The sequence below is a fragment of the uncultured Dysgonomonas sp. genome, assembly GCF_900079725.1.
In the GTDB taxonomy this organism is placed as follows: domain Bacteria; phylum Bacteroidota; class Bacteroidia; order Bacteroidales; family Dysgonomonadaceae; genus Dysgonomonas.
In genome coordinates, this window is record NZ_LT599032.1 from 606,676 (window position 1) to 625,464 (window position 18,789).

The 18,789-nt window shown below is 37.9% G+C and carries 18 protein-coding genes and 1 pseudogene; 5 read left to right on the forward strand and 14 right to left on the reverse strand.

All coding sequences use genetic code 11. From position 1 onward, the window contains the following. Position 1: 1 nt before the first annotated feature. The 13 genes and pseudogenes from QZL88_RS02625 to QZL88_RS02685 form a co-directional block, all read right to left on the reverse strand. Positions 2 to 1,669, reverse strand: coding sequence for a mechanosensitive ion channel family protein (locus tag QZL88_RS02625; RefSeq protein ID WP_296938468.1), 1,668 nt, complete (start codon positions 1,667 to 1,669; stop codon positions 2 to 4). 162 nt (positions 1,670 to 1,831) lie between these two features. Continuing rightward, the gene (locus tag QZL88_RS02630; protein WP_006799441.1) at positions 1,832 to 1,999 is read right to left on the reverse strand and encodes a hypothetical protein; all 168 of its coding nucleotides are present in this window, start codon (positions 1,997 to 1,999) and stop codon (positions 1,832 to 1,834) included. A gap of 134 nt (positions 2,000 to 2,133) precedes the next feature. Continuing rightward, positions 2,134 to 3,543: a prealbumin-like fold domain-containing protein gene (locus tag QZL88_RS02635; RefSeq protein ID WP_296938469.1), complete on the reverse strand. Its 1,410-nt coding sequence runs from the start codon at positions 3,541 to 3,543 to the stop codon at positions 2,134 to 2,136. A gap of 273 nt (positions 3,544 to 3,816) precedes the next feature. After that, on the reverse strand, positions 3,817 to 4,041 hold the full coding sequence (locus QZL88_RS02640) for a winged helix-turn-helix domain-containing protein (protein WP_296938470.1): 225 nt from the start codon (positions 4,039 to 4,041) through the stop codon (positions 3,817 to 3,819). Between the two features lie 29 nt (positions 4,042 to 4,070). Further along, positions 4,071 to 4,277 carry a hypothetical protein gene (locus QZL88_RS02645; RefSeq protein ID WP_296938471.1) on the reverse strand — a complete coding sequence of 69 codons (207 nt, stop codon included), beginning with the start codon at positions 4,275 to 4,277 and terminating at the stop codon, positions 4,071 to 4,073. Positions 4,278 to 4,355: 78 nt separating this feature from the next. After that, positions 4,356 to 5,273, reverse strand: a pseudogene (locus QZL88_RS02650) (UDP-3-O-acyl-N-acetylglucosamine deacetylase); the annotation flags it as partial. A 27-nt stretch (positions 5,274 to 5,300) separates the two neighbouring features. Then, a complete protein-coding gene (locus QZL88_RS02655; RefSeq protein WP_296938473.1) occupies positions 5,301 to 6,248 on the reverse strand; it encodes a ketoacyl-ACP synthase III in 948 nt (315 codons plus the stop codon). Positions 6,249 to 6,267: 19 nt separating this feature from the next. After that, the gene (locus tag QZL88_RS02660) at positions 6,268 to 7,008 is read right to left on the reverse strand and encodes a lipopolysaccharide kinase InaA family protein (protein ID WP_296938474.1); all 741 of its coding nucleotides are present in this window, start codon (positions 7,006 to 7,008) and stop codon (positions 6,268 to 6,270) included. Continuing rightward, positions 7,005 to 7,439: a thioredoxin family protein gene (locus tag QZL88_RS02665; RefSeq protein ID WP_296938475.1), complete on the reverse strand. Its 435-nt coding sequence runs from the start codon at positions 7,437 to 7,439 to the stop codon at positions 7,005 to 7,007. The genes QZL88_RS02660 and QZL88_RS02665 overlap by 4 nt, the downstream gene beginning before the upstream one ends. Positions 7,440 to 7,532: 93 nt before the next feature. Further along, entirely contained in the window at positions 7,533 to 8,429 is an 897-nt protein-coding gene (locus QZL88_RS02670) for a phospholipase A (protein WP_296938476.1), read from the reverse strand. Between the two features lie 81 nt (positions 8,430 to 8,510). Next, a complete protein-coding gene (locus tag QZL88_RS02675; RefSeq protein ID WP_296938477.1) occupies positions 8,511 to 8,813 on the reverse strand; it encodes a hypothetical protein in 303 nt (100 codons plus the stop codon). A 105-nt stretch (positions 8,814 to 8,918) separates the two neighbouring features. Then, positions 8,919 to 9,533 carry a TetR/AcrR family transcriptional regulator gene (locus tag QZL88_RS02680; protein ID WP_296938478.1) on the reverse strand — a complete coding sequence of 205 codons (615 nt, stop codon included), beginning with the start codon at positions 9,531 to 9,533 and terminating at the stop codon, positions 8,919 to 8,921. A gap of 162 nt (positions 9,534 to 9,695) precedes the next feature. Next, positions 9,696 to 9,995, reverse strand: a complete 300-nt coding sequence (locus QZL88_RS02685) for a hypothetical protein (RefSeq protein ID WP_296938479.1) — start codon at positions 9,993 to 9,995, stop codon at positions 9,696 to 9,698. A 223-nt stretch (positions 9,996 to 10,218) separates the two neighbouring features. On the opposite strand from QZL88_RS02685, the gene QZL88_RS02690 reads away from it, so the two are divergent. Then, positions 10,219 to 10,842 carry a ribonuclease H family protein gene (locus tag QZL88_RS02690; protein WP_296938480.1) on the forward strand — a complete coding sequence of 208 codons (624 nt, stop codon included), beginning with the start codon at positions 10,219 to 10,221 and terminating at the stop codon, positions 10,840 to 10,842. Between the two features lie 8 nt (positions 10,843 to 10,850). On the opposite strand, the gene QZL88_RS02695 is transcribed toward QZL88_RS02690, so the two are convergent. Beyond that, positions 10,851 to 11,444 (reverse strand): hypothetical protein, encoded by a 594-nt coding sequence (locus QZL88_RS02695; RefSeq protein WP_296938481.1) that lies wholly within the window; start codon positions 11,442 to 11,444, stop codon positions 10,851 to 10,853. A gap of 396 nt (positions 11,445 to 11,840) precedes the next feature. On the opposite strand from QZL88_RS02695, the gene QZL88_RS02700 reads away from it, so the two are divergent. From QZL88_RS02700 to QZL88_RS02715, 4 genes are all read left to right on the forward strand, one after another. Continuing rightward, complete coding sequence (locus QZL88_RS02700; protein WP_296938482.1) at positions 11,841 to 13,586, forward strand: phospho-sugar mutase; 1,746 nt, start codon at positions 11,841 to 11,843, stop codon at positions 13,584 to 13,586. A gap of 397 nt (positions 13,587 to 13,983) precedes the next feature. Beyond that, positions 13,984 to 14,448 (forward strand): MarR family winged helix-turn-helix transcriptional regulator, encoded by a 465-nt coding sequence (locus QZL88_RS02705; RefSeq protein WP_296938483.1) that lies wholly within the window; start codon positions 13,984 to 13,986, stop codon positions 14,446 to 14,448. 12 nt (positions 14,449 to 14,460) lie between these two features. Next, on the forward strand, positions 14,461 to 15,573 hold the full coding sequence (locus QZL88_RS02710; protein ID WP_296938484.1) for an efflux RND transporter periplasmic adaptor subunit: 1,113 nt from the start codon (positions 14,461 to 14,463) through the stop codon (positions 15,571 to 15,573). A 36-nt stretch (positions 15,574 to 15,609) separates the two neighbouring features. Further along, on the forward strand, positions 15,610 to 18,786 hold the full coding sequence (locus QZL88_RS02715; RefSeq protein WP_296938485.1) for an efflux RND transporter permease subunit: 3,177 nt from the start codon (positions 15,610 to 15,612) through the stop codon (positions 18,784 to 18,786). The last annotated feature ends 3 nt before the right edge of the window (positions 18,787 to 18,789 follow it).

The window sequence follows — 18,789 nt, forward strand, 5'->3', positions numbered from 1 at the left end:
CTTAACCTTCTCCAGAAGCGTCTTCGGTTTGAGGGTCTTCGTTAAATTCATGTATGTTTACAACCCGGTTGACACGGTAATGAGGCGATAGTATTTCTATACCTGCTTCTTTGAAAACATCCTGAATATTTTTACGGAGGTCGGAATATATATCATTCATTTTATTGGCATCTTTGGTGAATACATTTAATTGATATTCCACATAGAAGTCCTCAAAGGCAGTCTGCATGATGAAAGGCTTTTGCTTCCGGTTCAGGTTGTCAGTCTTATATGCTACTTTTAGCAACAATTCATGTACCAGCCTCCATGGCACATCATAGCCGATAGTGACTGTTGTATACAGGATTAGACCATACTGGCTCGCTGAGAAAGAGTAATTAACGGTTTTCGTGCTCATTACACTGGAATTAGGAATAGTGATCACCTCATTCTTGGCTGTTTTTACACGGGTTACCAAAGCCGTTTTCTCTATCACGTTGCCAACTGTATCGTCCATTTTCACACGGTCTCCTATTTTAAAAGGCCTCATATATGTGATTACAAAGCCGGCAATGATATTTCCTATAACGGACGTAGAGCCCAATGATATCATTAACCCCAGAAATACAGATACACCCTGGAATATCTGTGAGTCCGAATTAGGGAGATAAGGGAATATCATAATGAATGTGAATACCATCAGTATGGCTATCACAATATTGTATGTAGGTTTCGCCCAATCGGGATAAAAACCTTTGAACGTAATCTTATTATCTGATATTTTATCTGTGATGGAACGTAGGAATTTCTTTACAAACCTGAATATAAAAGCGATGACTATTATTGTAAACAGATTTGGCAGATAGTTTTTGATACTGATAGCTACTTTCTTTACCGGAGATATAACATAGTTGAGAAGTTGATCCGATATACCTGTTGTATGCGGGAATATCTTGAAAAATAACAGAGTACATACAAATAGGGATGCTACGATTAAGACAAAGCGCAGTATCTTGAGCAAGACAAATATGATTTGCTCTGCTTTCTCTGCCTCGATTATACCAAACAGACCTTTGACTTTTTTATGCCGCTGTTTGCGCACGAAGATTTTAAGTCTACGGTATCCATAGCGGAATCCCCGGAGGAAGAAATACTCTCCGGCAATTATCAGTATAACGAATAAGGCTTGCATTCCTATTCGTTTCCAACTGGTTTCGTTCTGCCGCTTTTCGATAGCGCTGATTATAATATTGCGATACGAATCGGCCAAATCGAGCTTAGCTTTGCCATATATCTGAGCCTGTAGGGTATCTATACTGATTATAATTCTTGAATTCTGGTATTTCTGATCGTCGTATACTACATTTATCTGATCACTAAACTCAACCAGTTTTAGCGAATCGGGATTAAAAAGGGGGTATTCTTCGAGCGATCTTATTTTATCTTCAATAGCTGATGCTCTTTGATCTACTGTAAATGAACCGACTCCACCATGTATCAGAAACAATGTATCGATGAAAGGTGCTACCGGCGCGCCTTTAGCCTGGGTTAATACAATCTCGGTAGAATCAACCTTGGCAATAACCGGTTCTTTCTTTTTGGAGGTTTTCTTTTGAGCTGAAGCATCTACTGTGTTAAGGCACAAAATAGTAATGCATAGCAGTGTAGTTAGGATGTTATATTTGCTCATAGCTGTCTGTTTTGCAATTTGAATATAACAAATATAAATAAGTTAACTGATAAAATAAACAATAAACAGATAATAAAATCTGAAATCTGGTTTAGAAATAGGTACAGAAATAAACTCCCTGCATTTGTTCCATGCAGGGAGTTTTGTTATACAATCTTAATATCAACCTCTACTTTTCATACTGTCCTCATCCGGATTTATCTTATTGAGAGCAGCTTTTACCTCTTTTTCGCTAATGATAGCCGGATAAGAACTATTGCTTTTATCCTTGCGGGCTTCTTCATAAGCTACAAAATCCTGTGGCGACTTTACTATTTCATTCTTTTTCATGACTGATGGTAGATTTAATTAAACATATATACTAAACACGACCACAATAATTTATGTTCAGTGGAGACAGTAAAAAGGCGGGTGATTTATCGTAAGTCACCCGCCTTTGTCATCTGAACTGTGTTTAATTCTATTTACAAGATGACACTTAAATTAGCTCTGTTTTCGTATGTATAATTGTCCTCCACATTCCTTGCATAATCCACTATTTTACTTACTGTTATCGTAGACTTTGGATTATTTAGCATGTATTGCACGTAGAATCCCCGTACATATCCATGAGGTAACTCCTTGTATCCGCTTGGAGGAGGTGTATCCAAATCCAGTTTCTTTATATCTGTCTGATTTGCGTTTATATATAATTTATAGCCCAATTCTATATCGCTAAGTCTTCTGCACCAACGTACATTCATCATATGATAGCTTAGAACATCTTTGGTATCCACATAGTCATGCAACATGACCACTCCCATCGATAATTCATCATCCCAAAGCTGCACAGCCATATATGCAGAGTAGAATAAGTGATAGATATCCCCTTTCTTCGCATCTGTATAACACCCGTTTGTAGGACCCAATCCATTACACCACGGACCATCACCGTTCAATCTGGCTCCTCCCGGCATCAGGTTGAATTTATACTTATTGGTAGTATTCTTTTGGTCAAACCAGTATGTCTTATACGGGCCACCTCCCGGATTTGCAATATCATAAGCTAAAGGATTGTCACCCTGCCTTGCACCTAATGCAAATCGTACATCTCGTTCATTTAGCCGCGTATGAGGACCATCATGCGTAGTATTGAAGGGACACATCGCAAATAGTTGCCTGTAATCTTCAGGTGCAGGTATCTTCCATCCTTTGATATTCTGATTGTTCTGATCACGCATTACACCGTATTTATTCATATACAATATACTCGGATAGCTGTAGTATCTGCCATAGCTTTTTTCAAAATCATTGATATTTTGTAACTGAAATTGTGATGGTGCTATTCTGATACGTTCTACATATTTATCCAGAACACTCTGGGTAATCGGATAGATATTCTCAAAATCATTGCCCCATTTCACCGTATGGTAGAAATTCTGATCTACCCAATAATATTCTCCTACACGTACTGCATTATATTCGCCAAGTAGCTGATTTCCCTCAGTGGTATAAAAATTGACCTTCATGGATTCGGGTAAAGCTCTGGTATTTTCGTTGATATACTGAAAGACAAAATCTTCAGAATTTTTATTGAAGTATAGATATTTCTTTTCTTTTTCGTCCCCCACATAGCCACCGGGAGGTGTAACTTCTACTACTGTATAATTTCTTGCAGGCAGGTCTGTAACCTCGGTTTTACCTTTCGAAAGAGTATATGTGGCTACAACTTCATTATTATAATCGAGTATCTGGTATGTTCCTCCACCAATAAATTCATTTGTTACAATATCTCTTGCCGAGATTGTGAAGTGAGCCATTTCCATGTCGCCATTGTCGGTGCATGCATATAGTCCGATAAATGACAATAAGTAAATTATAATATTCTTTTTCATTATCCTTTTCCTTTTATTTTATTCTATATTAAAACCGTAGCTTGTAAAATAAAATGGTAAGGTACATCGCGCATAGATGTGATAGAATCTATATATCCTTATGTCTTCCCAAGATAAACATGTTAGCTTATTTATTTGTTTTTGGAATTTAAGTTAAAATGTAAAAAAATTCATCCCAATGAACTTTTTTGTATTCTTATACACCAAACTATAAAAGCAAAAAAAAGCGTTATTGAAATAAATAACGCTTTTTTCTATAATGAATAAATTTAATCAATAATATGTTTCAGATACTGAATGATTCAATTCGATATATAAATGACCATTTTCGTCAAAGAAACGGATTTTATTTTCTCTTGATAACCAACCTAGTGCCATATTTATAAGAGAATCTTTAAAATCGGAAAATTCTCCGATTTCCCTTATGGTTAACTTACCTTTTTCTGCCAGTAAATTCCATATTATACCTGCATTAATTCCAATGTCATTTTTCAGCATAATTTACTAGTTTTAATTTATAAAATGAATCATATTTCTTTATTATCGACCAGACTTGAAGCAAACCCTCCTATTAAAGCACCATAGCTGCAATTAACCCAACATTCGGCCGATAATGGATAAGTACCCCAGTAACATGCAAAATAGAACCAATAGACAAAACCTATAATTGTACCGGCGAGTATGCCAAGCAATATGGTACTATTATTCGTAATGAAAGCCAATACCTTATTCATAATCAAAATTCTTTAGGGGCGATTCCAATAAAATTGTCCGGTATGTACCGGTTCTGCTAGCATAGCAACTTTCGTCGGCTTAGATTCCTTTATAGCTTCGCGTATAGCTCTGGCAAACAGATTATTGATTTTGTGTCCCGGGCAATTTGCGATAATTTTTCCTTTTATAAAATGACCGACCAGTGCTATGTCACCTATAATATCAAGTAGCTTATGTCTGGCCGGTTCGTTAGGATAAAGTAACGGCTTATTCATGATATATCCTAATTTATTGGCATCCTTTCTTTTCACCCCCATTACATCGGCCAGATGATCAAAATTATCTTGCTCGATAGGCTTGTCATATATCACGATAGCATTGTCCAAATCTCCGCCTTTGACCAAATTATTCTGTAGCAAAGGTTCTATTTCGCGGACGAAAACAAATGTCCGGGCAGAAGCAAAGTCTCTTGTAAATTCTGACAGGTCGTTGAGGCTTGCATCTTGCCGCCTTAATAAAGCTGAATTAAATGAGATATGCGATTGAATACTGAATGACTCATCAGGCAACAAAAGCATCGAAGATCCGGTAGCTTTATCTACCACTTTGATTCTTTTCCGCTTGAATGTTATATACTTTCTTACAGCATTCTGCTGTTGTATTCCTATCTCTTTTATTTTGCTCACATAGGCTATGGAACTTCCATCCAGAATGGGGAATTCGGGAGCATCCACGTCTATCAGGCAGTTGTCGATTTCACATGCATACAATGCTGCCAATGCATGCTCTACAGTACTGACCTGCACACCGTTGGCTGACAATACCGTGCCTCGCTGTGTAGCCGATACGTTTTCGGCCAGGGCATCTATTACAGGTTGGCCCAACACATCGGTACGTCTGATTTTGTAACCATGGTTTTCAGGTGCAGGATTGAACGTGATATTGATACTTAGTCCAGTGTGCAACCCTTTTCCACTCAGTGAAAAACTATTCTTTAAAGTTCTTTGATTAACCATAACAAATCTTTTTATTGTTTTTGTATCTTAAGGCATCGTTAATAAGCAGGCACCAGCAGAATATCCTCCACCGAACACCGATATACATACCAAGTCTCCCGACCGGAACTTATCTGTATTCTGAGCATATACCAACAAAGCGCTGGCAGAGCCTGTATTGCCTAATTCTTCTATATTGGATAATATTACCTCGTCACTCAGATCGAGCTGTCTGGTTACATTTTTCAATATTCTCATGTTAGCCTGATGGCCGATGAAATAAGTTAACCTGTCGAGAGAGTATCCGCTATTCTCCACTATTTCTTTCGTATTTTGTGAGATGTAGTTACAAGCATACATAAATACATCTTTTCCGTGTGGCATTTGTAGCCCGCCATTAGCAGGAGTAAGGTGAACTCCTTGCGGCCCTAATCCGACATGCCCCAGTCCCTGAGTTGTAATATCAATAATATGAGGATCCTTGGGGCTTTGTGCTGTGTCGGAGAAGAAATATGCAACTGCTCCATCTCCCCACAGATGCCCCGACATGCAATCGGTATCATCCGAATAGGTCGAATTCCGGTCGGCACAAATTAACAAAGCCTTACTTGCTATTTGTGACGAGAAAAACGAGTATATAATTTCCATCGCATTAATTGCAGACGAACAGGCCGATGATACATAAAATACTTTAGCATCGGATATGTTATATTCCCGTTGAATATAATGTCCGGCCGTAGCAATTGTATCGGATGGTGTATACGAAGCAAATATGATCAGATCTACTTCATTGATATTGTATGGCAGTTTACCCAAAGCATTATTCACAGCTTCTGCGCACATATAGTTCATTGTTTCTTTCTCGGTAGCTCTCGAACGTGAGCGTATACCGGTTCTTTGCAAAATCCAGTCACTTGTAAGACCGTTCACTTCTGTGAAGTAATCATTAGTAACTCTTGTGGGTGGGATATAATACCCTGTTGCATTAATATACATATTCTATATGTTTAAATTCTCAATATTGGTTTTCACATTCGGGATGACGCAGCAAATATTTTTTCCAAAAACGCCTGTTATACAGATGTATTAGTTTTTGGCATATTTTTTCATCATATTTACGGATTTTTGAATATTCTTCACCAATATAATCCAGTGTATTATCATTGGCTTTGATGCGTTTGAAGCTTCTGCAACTATCCAGCAATCTGATGTTTTTGAACGACATCCGGTTGAGGTCTACCAGATAAAACTGATAGCCTTCTTCGGTTGTTTTATAAAGGATATTGCCAGGCGAATAATCTTTATGAAATATTCCTTTTTTATGTATTTCGGCTGTGAACATCGTAAAGGCCTGTATCAATCCCTTACTTTCTTCCTCTGTTTGTTTATACACTTCTTTCATCGTACCTTGCACCTCCTCGTGTATGGAAATATAGTACGACTCCGACAACAACCTGTTTTTGCATATATCTATATATGCGATGGGTTCAGGTGTATTGATTCCCTTATCGAGAACGTATAAGGCATTATTGAAAGATCTTTCAGCCTTAGACTTTCTTATATATTTATATACAAAACGATTGATCAGTATGGGTCTTTTAAAGGATTTTACATTTACCATAAAACCATTTATCCGGAACAACTTGATTGTATTGCGTGCATTATATACCATCTCTCCTTCCTGAGAAAAAATCTCAGGGATCGAATATATAAATTCCGAAAGCCCGTTATATTTAGGATTGATGGATAGTTTCATTTTGTAACTCTGTTGTAAATGATTTTTAAATTAGATTCTGGTATAACTCCCAAAATCCGTTCTCTCTCTTTTCCTTCTTTGAATACCAGTATACTCGGAACCCCTGATATACGATACTCTGCTTCCAGAGCGGCAAATTCAGTAATATTTACTTTATAATAATTAATTTTTTCTCTATCATCTACAGGTAATTGGTTGAGATTATACTCCATTTTGTCACACAAATCTGAATTTTCTTTGTAAAAAAGAACAAATCCGGCACCTGTACTGATTGCTTCTTCAAATGTTTTATCATTCAGTTCTACAAAGCGGCTATCTTCAACATTATTCGGAATACTGTTTACTGCCCAGGTCCCCATAATATTCGTAGCTATGCTTAATATTATAAGCATCAATCCGAAATGCCATGTCTGAAGTTTAAAAGTTTTCATTACTGTTTAGTTTAATAAAAAAATTTAATGCTGCACTTCCTAATAGAAGCTATCAGCCATAGTTATGCTTCAATAGATGTGATCGTACTAAACCTAGAAAAGACTGTAAAAATCAGGTTTAATACATATTCCCACCCGGATATTCATCGAATATTTATCATAATCCAGCAAACTCTCACCATATCCATGAAAGAAACGGGCAAAAATATACTGGTTCGCTTTCTCGGAAATCCTGAAACTTGCCGTGAGTGTTGTATTGATATTCCCAAATCCTTTTTTAGGATTTAAATCTGCAGATAACCACCATTTATGCTTATCGCTTATATAGTTTATCGACAGGTAGCCTAATCCCCTATAGTCGATCAGATCTTTATTATTGCCCCCATCCACATAAGGTACCCAAAATTCACCGGACAAATTGAAGCGTGCGTTGAAATAATATTTCATGGATATGCTTAAATAATTCCAGCTACGCGAATCTTCCCCGTCGCGCCCGTTCGATTCATGCTTCAGTTGGGCAAACATTGCTCCCACCAGCTTTTTATCATGAAATATATATTTCCCCAAACCCAAACCCGGGTTATAATTTGTATCCCTGAAAGGACTGGATTCAGCATATATATCCCAAAACGATCTCTGGGTATATGTCAGGTAAGCAAATGTTTTGAACGGAAGTACACTCTTTGTCAGACGCTGCCTTATACTTATCTGAAAACTGGCATCGGCCGAACTGTTTGTAATTTCCTCATTCAACGGTACACCTGTTACAAAGTATGTATCTTTATATACTGCAAACGAAGGCATCCGGTCGGCCATTTTTATAGCTTCACTTTCCGATATTTCAAAATGTCTGGGTTTGAATATATTGGGATCCCGCATGGCTACTGTGTATTGCTCCCTGATACTGTCATTAGCATACAGCAAATCGTCCTGAGCTGATAGAGAGACAGATATTATTGCTAATAAAATAAATAAATAGATTTTTCGCATAAGTTAAAAAAATCAGCTAAATGATCCCTCACTTTTAATTTTCTGAATATTTGTTACTATTAATCGAAGATAATTCCCCTATTAGTCGAAGATAAATTGATTAATAAATCTGTCGCTATGTATATCTTCTTTACATTTTGTTTTGATTCCTATTTTACTCAGGATACTTTTTAGGTCTGAGTTGATTGTATCTGCATACACCAGACTGACTTTTTTAATGGCCATCAGTAGCGAAAAGTAGTTATCTTCGGTACTTTCCAGTTTCAGACTTTCAACACCTTTTACGTTTTCATTTTCCAATTCAAATAGGTTTACTGTTGTATTTTCTTGAACCCCTTTGCTTAGTGCTCCTTTTTGAGTGAGGATAGCTATTATTTTTTTCATAAAAGTTGTCATTTGATATATGAACAATTGTTCATTTGTTTATAAAAATAAATGCCCGATTTTTATCGCATTAATGAACGATAGTTCACAGTCCTGTAAAAAAAATTAAGCTTTGATTAAACAATATAAATAATCCATCACTTCTTTTCTTCTTTCCATATCTTTTACCACATTTGTCACAAACTGGGATTCGTCACAAGCCTGGTCCGAAGTTTCCTTTACACCCGTATTATTAAATAATATGCACATTATCTCAACGTCAATATCAGCTCTCACCTCCTTGATTTCTATACTCTTAAGCAGAGCATTGCGCCAATGATCGATCAAACGCCCATAGATAAACCTAAAGCGATTGACAAAATCCGGATAATGTTTCGCTGCTTGTATTATTAAAGCCGTGTAATTCAGAAAAACAGTATGCGTAACACCGGCTCTCATAAACGCATTTGTTACGGTTTTTTGACGTCTATGCATGGCTTCAATCAATTCGGGTAATGTAATATCCCCTTTGATACCATTAAGCATTTTGTCGAATATTTTAAAGAAATACTCGTCAATAACAGCAAAGAACAGCTCCTCTTTATTCTTAAAATATCGGTACATAGCTCCACGAGACATTCCCAATTCCTCTTGTAGAACGAAAATTGATGCACTATCATACCCCTTATTCATAAAAACGTCGAAGGCTCGTCTTAATATATATTCTCTGCTGTACTTCATTAATCAATCATTTTAAATATGTGAACAATCGTTCACAATGCAAAATTGCGACATAAAATTTAATTGCACACTATTTTTAATGTTAAAAAACATTTTTAAATAGCATCAAAAGCATACATTTCCTGTAAATATTTGATTGATAGAGAAAATTTATTTTTATTATCAGGTGTTAAACTTCCAGATTTTCTCTTCTCCATCGAAGGTAACACCGAACAGGGCAGGCGAAGGTAAGCGCAGATAACTAAACTGTATATCCAGTGCTATTTTGGCGCCGGAGAGTTTCTCTACTTTAGCATTCCATTCCAGTACTTTATCGTAAAGTTCGTTTGTTTTGGCCATATCTGATCGGGAAATTGCATTGTTTAGTGTCTCAACAAGATTGCTTATTTCCAACTCTTCAAATTTCTTTGCGAGTTCATTATATTTTTCCATGTAGCGTTTTGATAGTTCTTCGGTATCCATAAGTGTTTCATTTAGATTGTTAATAACAGTATACGTATATATGCTTTAGCGTGTCATTTTTCTCTATATTAAAATAACATTTCAATGAGAGATTAAGTTTAGGCCTGAATCAAGAATAATTGATCGTAATACTCTTTAAACATCCTATTATTTCGTATTTTCCGGCTTTCTTTGTTAATTTGCATTTATAACCAATAGCTGTTTATCTAGAATAATAAAATTAGTGGCAAAGAAAAATTTTTATGTAGTATGGAATGGCGTAACTCCCGGGGTGTACTCGTCATGGAATGAGGCGAAAGCACAAATAGAAGGGTATGAGGGCGCTATTTATAAATCTTTCCCAACCAAAGAGGAAGCCGAAAAAGCATATAACGATAATCCATGGCTATATATAGGCAAAAATGCAGAAAAGAAGAAAATATCCATTCATAATATACCCGAAATCATAAAAAACAGCTTGTCTGTGGATGCCGCTTGCAGCGGAAACCCCGGCCTATTGGAATACAGAGGTGTGTATGTGCAGACCGGAGAGCAGGTATTTCATCAGGGACCGTTTGAGAAAGGAACAAATAATATAGGTGAATTCCTTGCTCTGGTACATGGCTTGGCTTTGCTAAAACAGAAGAAATTTAAAATCCCAATCTATTCGGATAGCGCTAATGCCATAAAGTGGGTGAAAGAAAAAAAGTGCAAAACAAAATTGGAAAGACTACCCGAAAATGAATCTTTATTCTACATGATAGAACGTGCCGAGAAATGGCTCCGGGACAATACATACACTACTCAAATAATAAAGTGGAAAACGGACGAATGGGGTGAAATCCCTGCCGATTTCGGACGAAAATAATTTTAGAACTAGCTAGTCCACGGATTCACTGACATTAGAAACCTCCACTTGTCTATATCATACTTATACAGGTAATATTTTCCATATGCACATCCGTACCCGCAGGTATAAACTTTATAGATAATAACATATTCCTTATTTCGCGAAAACAGAGGTACAGAATAATAATTCACATCTGTGTAATCTTTCTTCTTGGCCGGGAGCATTTTCTTGCCGGACATACCCTTATGCCAGACTGAATCCTTTATGGATATAAACTGTTCATAAAAATAATCTTTATCAGCCTGAGTAAACAGTGTATCAAGGCCGGAAGATTTTTTGAACAGGTATTTATTGTCTGGTTCCAGATGACTGATGTCATATTCTCCTATATATTTACTGATAAAATTAGTTGTATCCCACGGCAGTATCTTAACAGATACTTTTTTGTTATCCCTAAGAAACTTTATTTCAGATTTTTGATCATTATTGGTCATCCAATTCAGGAAATCATAAATTTCTTCATCGGAAATAAGTGTACTATATGTATACGTTTGTGCCTGTACAATACCTGATTGCACAAAACAGACAACAAGAAAAATAAGTAACCATCTGATCATCATATCTATTCGAGTTTGTCTCAAAGGTAATAAAAAAAATAAAATCTGAATATATTCATATCTTAATCACAAAACATAGAGATAATGGAGTGTATTCTATATAGCTTCCAAATTTTATTTATATATAACAAGATGTTAAACCTATTATTCCTTAAAACCATCCAGTTTAAATAGAATACATAGATAGAACAAAATGATATCAGAAGGGCTAAACGATCATTTTCTACCTCCGTTCCACCCCAATAATTAATTTTTTGGAAATCATTAGATATAACTTTATATAAAAAAAATTACTTATATTTTCTTACTTTTTCTTATTCCTTAACAGCAAAAAAATGCTACTTTTGCTTTTTGTAGTATTAATATTACATAGAACTATAAATAATAAAACAAACACGCATGGAAAGTAATGATTTGCTAATGCAAGTGACAGCCAAAGCCAAAACATGGCTATCAGACAAATACGATGAAGAGACGAGAAAAGAAGTGCAAGCATTATTAGACAAAGAGGATAAAACAGAGTTGATAGAGGCTTTCTACAAAGACCTTGAATTCGGAACAGGTGGTCTTCGTGGTATTATGGGAGTCGGTACCAACAGAGTTAACATATATACTATAGGAGCAGCTACGCAAGGTCTGACCAACTATCTGCTGAAAGAATTTTCTTCACTAAAACAGATAAAAGTAGTTATCGGACACGATTGTCGTAATAATAGCCGGAAATATGCCGAAATATCTGCAGACATATTTTCTGCAAGCGGAATCAAAGCATATTTGTTTGAAGATCTGCGCCCTACGCCAGAAGTATCATATGCCATCCGGAAACTGGGTTGCCAAAGTGGTATTATGATCACAGCATCTCACAACCCGAAAGCATATAACGGATATAAAGCATACTGGGAAGACGGTGCACAGGTTATACCTCCGCATGACAAAAACATCATTGCTGAAGTAAACCGTGTAAATGTTGAGAATATCAAATTTAAAGGAAACAAAAGCCTGATAGAAATATTAGGTAAAGATATGGATGAGGCATACATAAAAGAGCTGAAGACTATATTACTTTCATCGGATGCCATCAAACGTCACAGCGGAATCGGTATCGTATACACTCCATTACACGGGACAGGATTTACAGTAATCCCGCAAGCTCTGAAAGCGTCCGGGTTTACAAACATTATTAATGTACCGGAACAAGATGTATTGAGCGGTGATTTCCCTACTGTTGTATCTCCAAATCCTGAAGATCCGGCTGCAATGGCTCTTGCCGTGAAAAAAGCTGAGGAAACAAATGCAGAGCTGGTATTTGCGACAGACCCCGACGCTGACCGCTTCGGAGCAGGTATCCGCAACGATAAAGGAGAATTTATCCTGCTGAACGGAAACCAGACAATGCTGATTCTTATCTATTATATTATTACCCGTAAAAGAGAACTCGGACAACTTACCGGAAAGGAATATACTGTGCGTACAATTGTAACCAGTGCCCTAACTCAGGTAGTGTCGGAGAAAAACGGTGTAGAAATGTTTGAGTGCTATACAGGATTCAAATGGATTGCCGCTATTATGCGCGAACTAGAAGGTAAGCGTCAATATATAGGAGGAGGAGAAGAAAGCTATGGTTTCCTTGCCGAAGACTTTGTGCGCGATAAGGATTCCGTATCGGCAGCTATGCTCTTCGGTGAAATTGCAGCGTGGGCAAAGGACAATGGAAAAACGTTGTACGAAATGCTTCAGGATATCTATGTAGAATACGGATTCTCTAAGGAAAAGGGAATTTCGGTAACTAAGGAAGGACGTAGTGGTGCCGAGGAAATAGAAGCTATGATGAAAAACTTCAGAGAAAACCCGATCAAACAGATTGCAGGCTCTAAGGTGACGCTCATTAAAGACTTTGTAACCCTAAAAGCTCAGGATTTGGCTATCAATGAAGAATACACATTGGAAATGCCTACCACATCAAACGTATTGCAATACTTTACCGAAGACGGAACAAAAATATCTATCCGTCCTTCCGGTACAGAACCCAAAATTAAGTTCTACATAGAAGTTAAAGCAAAACTGAAATCCAGAGCTGACTACGATGCCGTAGATGCCAGTACAGAGAAGAAGATAGAACAAGTCTGTAAAGACCTGGGAATCTAAAGATACTAAGCAGAGCCGGATTGTTACGATCCGGCTTTTTTGCCCGATATATTTGCGAAAATAATGTCACACAATTGATTTTAATCCTTCAAGAATTGAATTCTTAAATAAATGCTCACAGTAAACAACAATTATTGAATCAAAATTGTTATGAAATATCTAAAGGATTCACACTAACAACACATTAACAATTAAACTGGAATATTTTGGCAAAGGATTATAAAAAGACTCATATCCTCTCTGCTTCACAAAACCTCTTCTGATTATTTCGGTAAAATATGTTTTATAACAGGTTTTTTTATAAAAAATGTTAAGAAAGTAAATTTTACTTACTATCCTATAAACTTATTATAAGTACACTTACTATATTTGCACCAAAATTTTTAAAAATGAATAAATGGAAGTAAACTGCAAATTAGGGAATCCAAATGAGGAGGTGGGATATCTAATCTGGCGTGTTTCCAAATACTGGCAAAGAGGTAAACACAAAGTATTGGATGAATTTGGACTAACATCATCACAGATGGAATTATTAGGAGCTATATATCATATGTCGAGGCAACAAAAAGAAGCCACACAAATCGTTTTATCGCAAGAAACGGAAATAGATCCTATGACTACTTCCACAATATTAAGAAATCTTGAAAGAAAGGGATTGATAAGCAGACGGGAAAGCGTAACCGATACAAGGGCGCGCATTGTAGAACTTACCGAAGAGGGAAAGGAACTTTTCGAGAAAGCAATAGCCAAAGTAAAAAGCGGACAAGAGCTTCTATTCAAAAATATAGATGTAGAAGTATTAAAGACACAATTAAGTATCCTTTTACAGGAAATGGACAGATTAAGTAAATCAAACAACTAAATAAATATAGGTATGAATGTGAAAAAGATTGTTATCGGAGCAATGGCTCTATTGGTTATGGTATCTTGTGGGAACAAGAATGCTAACCCTGCGGGGGGAGGTCAAGCTGCACCTCAGAAATACACGACGGCTGTTTTGGCTGAGCAGTCTGCGCAATTGGAAACTGTATATCCTGTGACTATAAAAGGTAAGGAAGATATAGAAATCAGGCCACGTATAGACGGCTTTATCGATGCTATCTATGTGGACGAAGGCTCTGTAGTAAAAAAAGGGCAAAGTTTATTCAAGATAAATTCACCTTCGGCAGATCAGGCTGTAACTACTGCGGAAGCTGCTGTTAGCAGTGCTAAAGCCCAGGTTCAGACCGCACAATTGAACGTAGACAGAATCAAACCACTTGCCGATAAGGGTATTGTGAGTGTCACACAACTAAATACATATCAGAATGCATTATTATCGTCTCAAGCGACACTGGAGCAAGCTAACGCGCAACTAAAAAATGCGAAAGCAACAAAAAGTTGGGCTGATGTAACAAGCCCTGTTGATGGAGTTATAGGAGCAATCCCTTACCGTCAAGGCAGCTTGGTAAACAGTACTAATGCACTGACTACAGTGGCTAATACCAGTAATGTTTTCGCTTACTTTTCGATGAACGAAAAAGCTCTAACTGAATTTTTGAATACATTGGAAGGAAAAACCCAGGCTGAAAAGATTAAAAATGCTCCGGAAATTACATTAACTCTTGCTGATGGAACGGTATATCCTGAAAAAGGTAAACTGGAAACCATTACAGGTGTGGTAAATATAGCAACAGGTTCGGCTAATTTCAGAGCTGAATTTCCTAATACACACGGAGAATTGAGAAGCGGTACCAGCGGTAAAATCTCAATACCAAGAACATTAAGCAATGTATTTATAATTCCTCAGGAAGCTACATTTGCCCAGCAAGATAAATTACTTGTATATAAAGTACAGGGAGACTCTGTGGTACAAAAAACAATTACAGCATTGTCAACACCTGATGGAAAACAATTCGCTGTAACAGATGGCTTACAGTCAGGTGACAGAATCGTTCTAAAAGGTGTAGCCACACTTACAAACGGTAAAAAGATTATAGCAGAATAATTGCTTTAACTAGCTTAAAATTAAAAAAGAAACACAATGTTAAAAACATTTATAGAGAGACCCGTATTATCTACCGTAATATCCATTATCATTGTGGTATTAGGGATAATCGGCCTGGCAACATTGCCGGTAGAACAATATCCAAATATTGCTCCGCCTACAGTGCAGGTGACAGCTAACTATCCCGGAGCCAATGCCGATGTGGTGATGAATAGCGTTGTTATTCCACTGGAAGAGCAGATAAACGGTGTGGAAGGTATGACTTATATGACATCCTCTGCATCTAACAGTGGATCTGCCAATATAACTGTATTTTTTGAACAAGGGATAAATCCGGATATTGCGGCCGTTAACGTACAGAACCTTGCCGCTCGCGCAAATCCGTTGTTACCATCGGAGGTCACTCAAACAGGGGTGACGGTGAGAAAACAACAGAGTAGTACAATCATGATGATCGCGCTAACCGCTGATAATCCTGATTTGGACGCCCAGTTTATACAGAACTATGCTAACATTAACATCCTGCCTCAGATCAAGCGTGTACATGGTGTGGGAGATGCGAATGTATATGGAGCAAAAGACTACTCTATGCGTATCTGGTTCAAACCGGATGTAATGGCATCATACAAAATAACTCCAATGGAAGTTATTGCAGCTCTGACAGAACAGAATATAGAGGCTGCCCCGGGTGAGCTTGGGCAAAATAGTGATCAGGCATTCCAGTACACTTTAAAATTTACAGGCCGCTTAAAAACTACAGATGAATTCGGCTCCATAATCGTACGTTCTCAGAACGGACAAATACTTAGATTGAACGATGTTGCAGATGTTGAACTCGGATCGTTGAGTTATTCGGTAATATCCCGAACCGACGGTTTGGAATCTGTTGCGATAGGTATTAGCCAGACAGCAGGGTCGAATGCACAAGAGGTAATTGACAACATCAAAAGTGAACTATCAAAAGCTTCTGTTACATTTCCTCCGGGACTTAAAATTACTTACATGATGGACGCTAATGAATTCCTTAGCGCATCTATCGAAAAAGTAATCCATACGTTGATCGAGGCATTTATACTCGTATTTATTGTTGTGTTCGTATTCTTACAGGATATACGATCTACTCTTATACCGGCGGTGGCCGTTCCGGTAGCTATTGTGGGAACATTCTTCTTCTTACAGTTATTCGGGTTCTCTATCAACCTGCTTACCTTGTTTGCTCTTGTACTGGCAATCGGTATTGTAGTGGACGATGCCATAGTCGTCGTCGAGGCCGTCCATGCGCAACTCGATGCGGGTGAAAAAGACCCGAAAATAGCGACTATGACGGCGATGAAAGAGATTGCGCCCGCTATCGTTTCCATTACATTGGTGATGTCTGCGGTGTTTATTCCGGTGAGTTTTATCGGCGGTACATCGGGTATATTCTATAAACAATTTGGTTTAACACTTGCCATATCCATCATTATATCGGCTGTTAATGCCTTGACCCTGAGTCCGGCGCTTTGTGCCCTTTTCCTTAAAGGTCATAACGAAGAAGATGACCATAAGAAGAAAAGCTTTGTACAAAGATTCTATTATAGCTTCAACGTAGCCTTTAATGCTGCGACAATGAAGTATAAATCGTCTCTCCACTTTTTAGGTAAACGTGGACACCGTTGGATAACCGTTGCAATTATTGCTGTTGCAGTAGTGATCATGGGAGGACTGATGAAGATGATTCCAACCGGTTTCGTTCCACAGGAAGACAGTGGCGTTGTGATGGGTATTATCACACTCCCTCCGGGCGCATCATTAGAGAGAACAGATTCTTTAACTAAGGATATAATAAAACTGGCCCGTGAAATACCACATGTTCAGAATGTATTGAACATCACAGGGGTAGACTTCCTTAGTGGAGGGCTCGGAGGTTCTTATGCTGCTCTTATCATAAAAATGGAACCTTGGGCCGAAAGAAAGAATACTGTAAACGACGTTGTGGCCGAAATGACTCAGAAAACGGCATCGATAAAAGATGCTACATTCCTTTTCATGGGAGCTCCTACTTTACAAGGTTTCGGACTTGGTAACGGTGTGGAAATGAAAATGCAGGACCGTACTGGTGGCGACATAAATAAGTTTTATGATATTACCAATCAGTTCCTGGCTAAGATGCGTCAGCGTGAGGAAGTAATGGTGGCGATGACTACATTTAACCCTAACTTCCCTCAAAAACAAATCGAAGCCAATATACCAAAAATAAAAGAAGCCGGACTAACCCTGACCGAGGTGATGACTACCTTGCAGGCATATGTAGGTAGTATGTATATTTCGAACTTCAATTTATATGGTAAACAGTTCCGCGTGATGGCTCAGGCATCCCCTGAATTCAGATCAAAAGTTGAAGACCTGAACGGGCTATATGTACAGACTTCAACGGGCGAAATGGCTCCGATTACCGAGTTTATCACCATCTCCGATGTTACCGGCCCTCAGATGTTGACACGTTTCAATATGTATTCATCCATGAGTTTGAACATTATTCCAAACTTTATGACAGGGAAGAGTACCGGAGACGCGCTTAAAGCTGTAGAAGAAGTAGCAGCCGAAACATTGCCGCTCGGATACGGATACGAATTCTCGGGTATGACCCGCGAAGAGGTGAACAGTGGTAGCCAGACTATCCTGATCTTCGCGCTCTGTCTCATCTTCGTTTATTTGCTACTGGCCGCGTTGTACGAAAGTTACATTATCCCGCTGGCAGTTATATTCTCTCTACCTGTTGGTTTGGCCGGAGTATTTATATTCATATTCATAGCCATGATGGCAGGTACAGGTATTGTAAACAATATATACGTACAGATATCGCTCGTCATGCTCATAGGGCTCCTGGCTAAAAATGCGATCCTGATTGTAGAATATGCCATTCAGCGCCGTCAGCAAGGTATGAGTATCGTGGAAGCTGCAGTAAATGGTGCGGTAGCCCGTTTGCGTCCGATCCTGATGACATCTTTTGCATTTATCTTCGGTCTGATGCCACTAGCCTTTGCATCGGGTGCAGGTGCCGTGGGTAACAAGTCTATCGGTATCAGTGCCATTGGAGGTATGCTTATTGGTACTATGATTGGGGTACTGGTTATTCCGTCACTCTACATTATCTTCCAGACCATACAGGATAAGATTAGTAAATCGGGAATGATTAACTCAAATGATGAGTTCATAAACAGTAAAAAATGATGA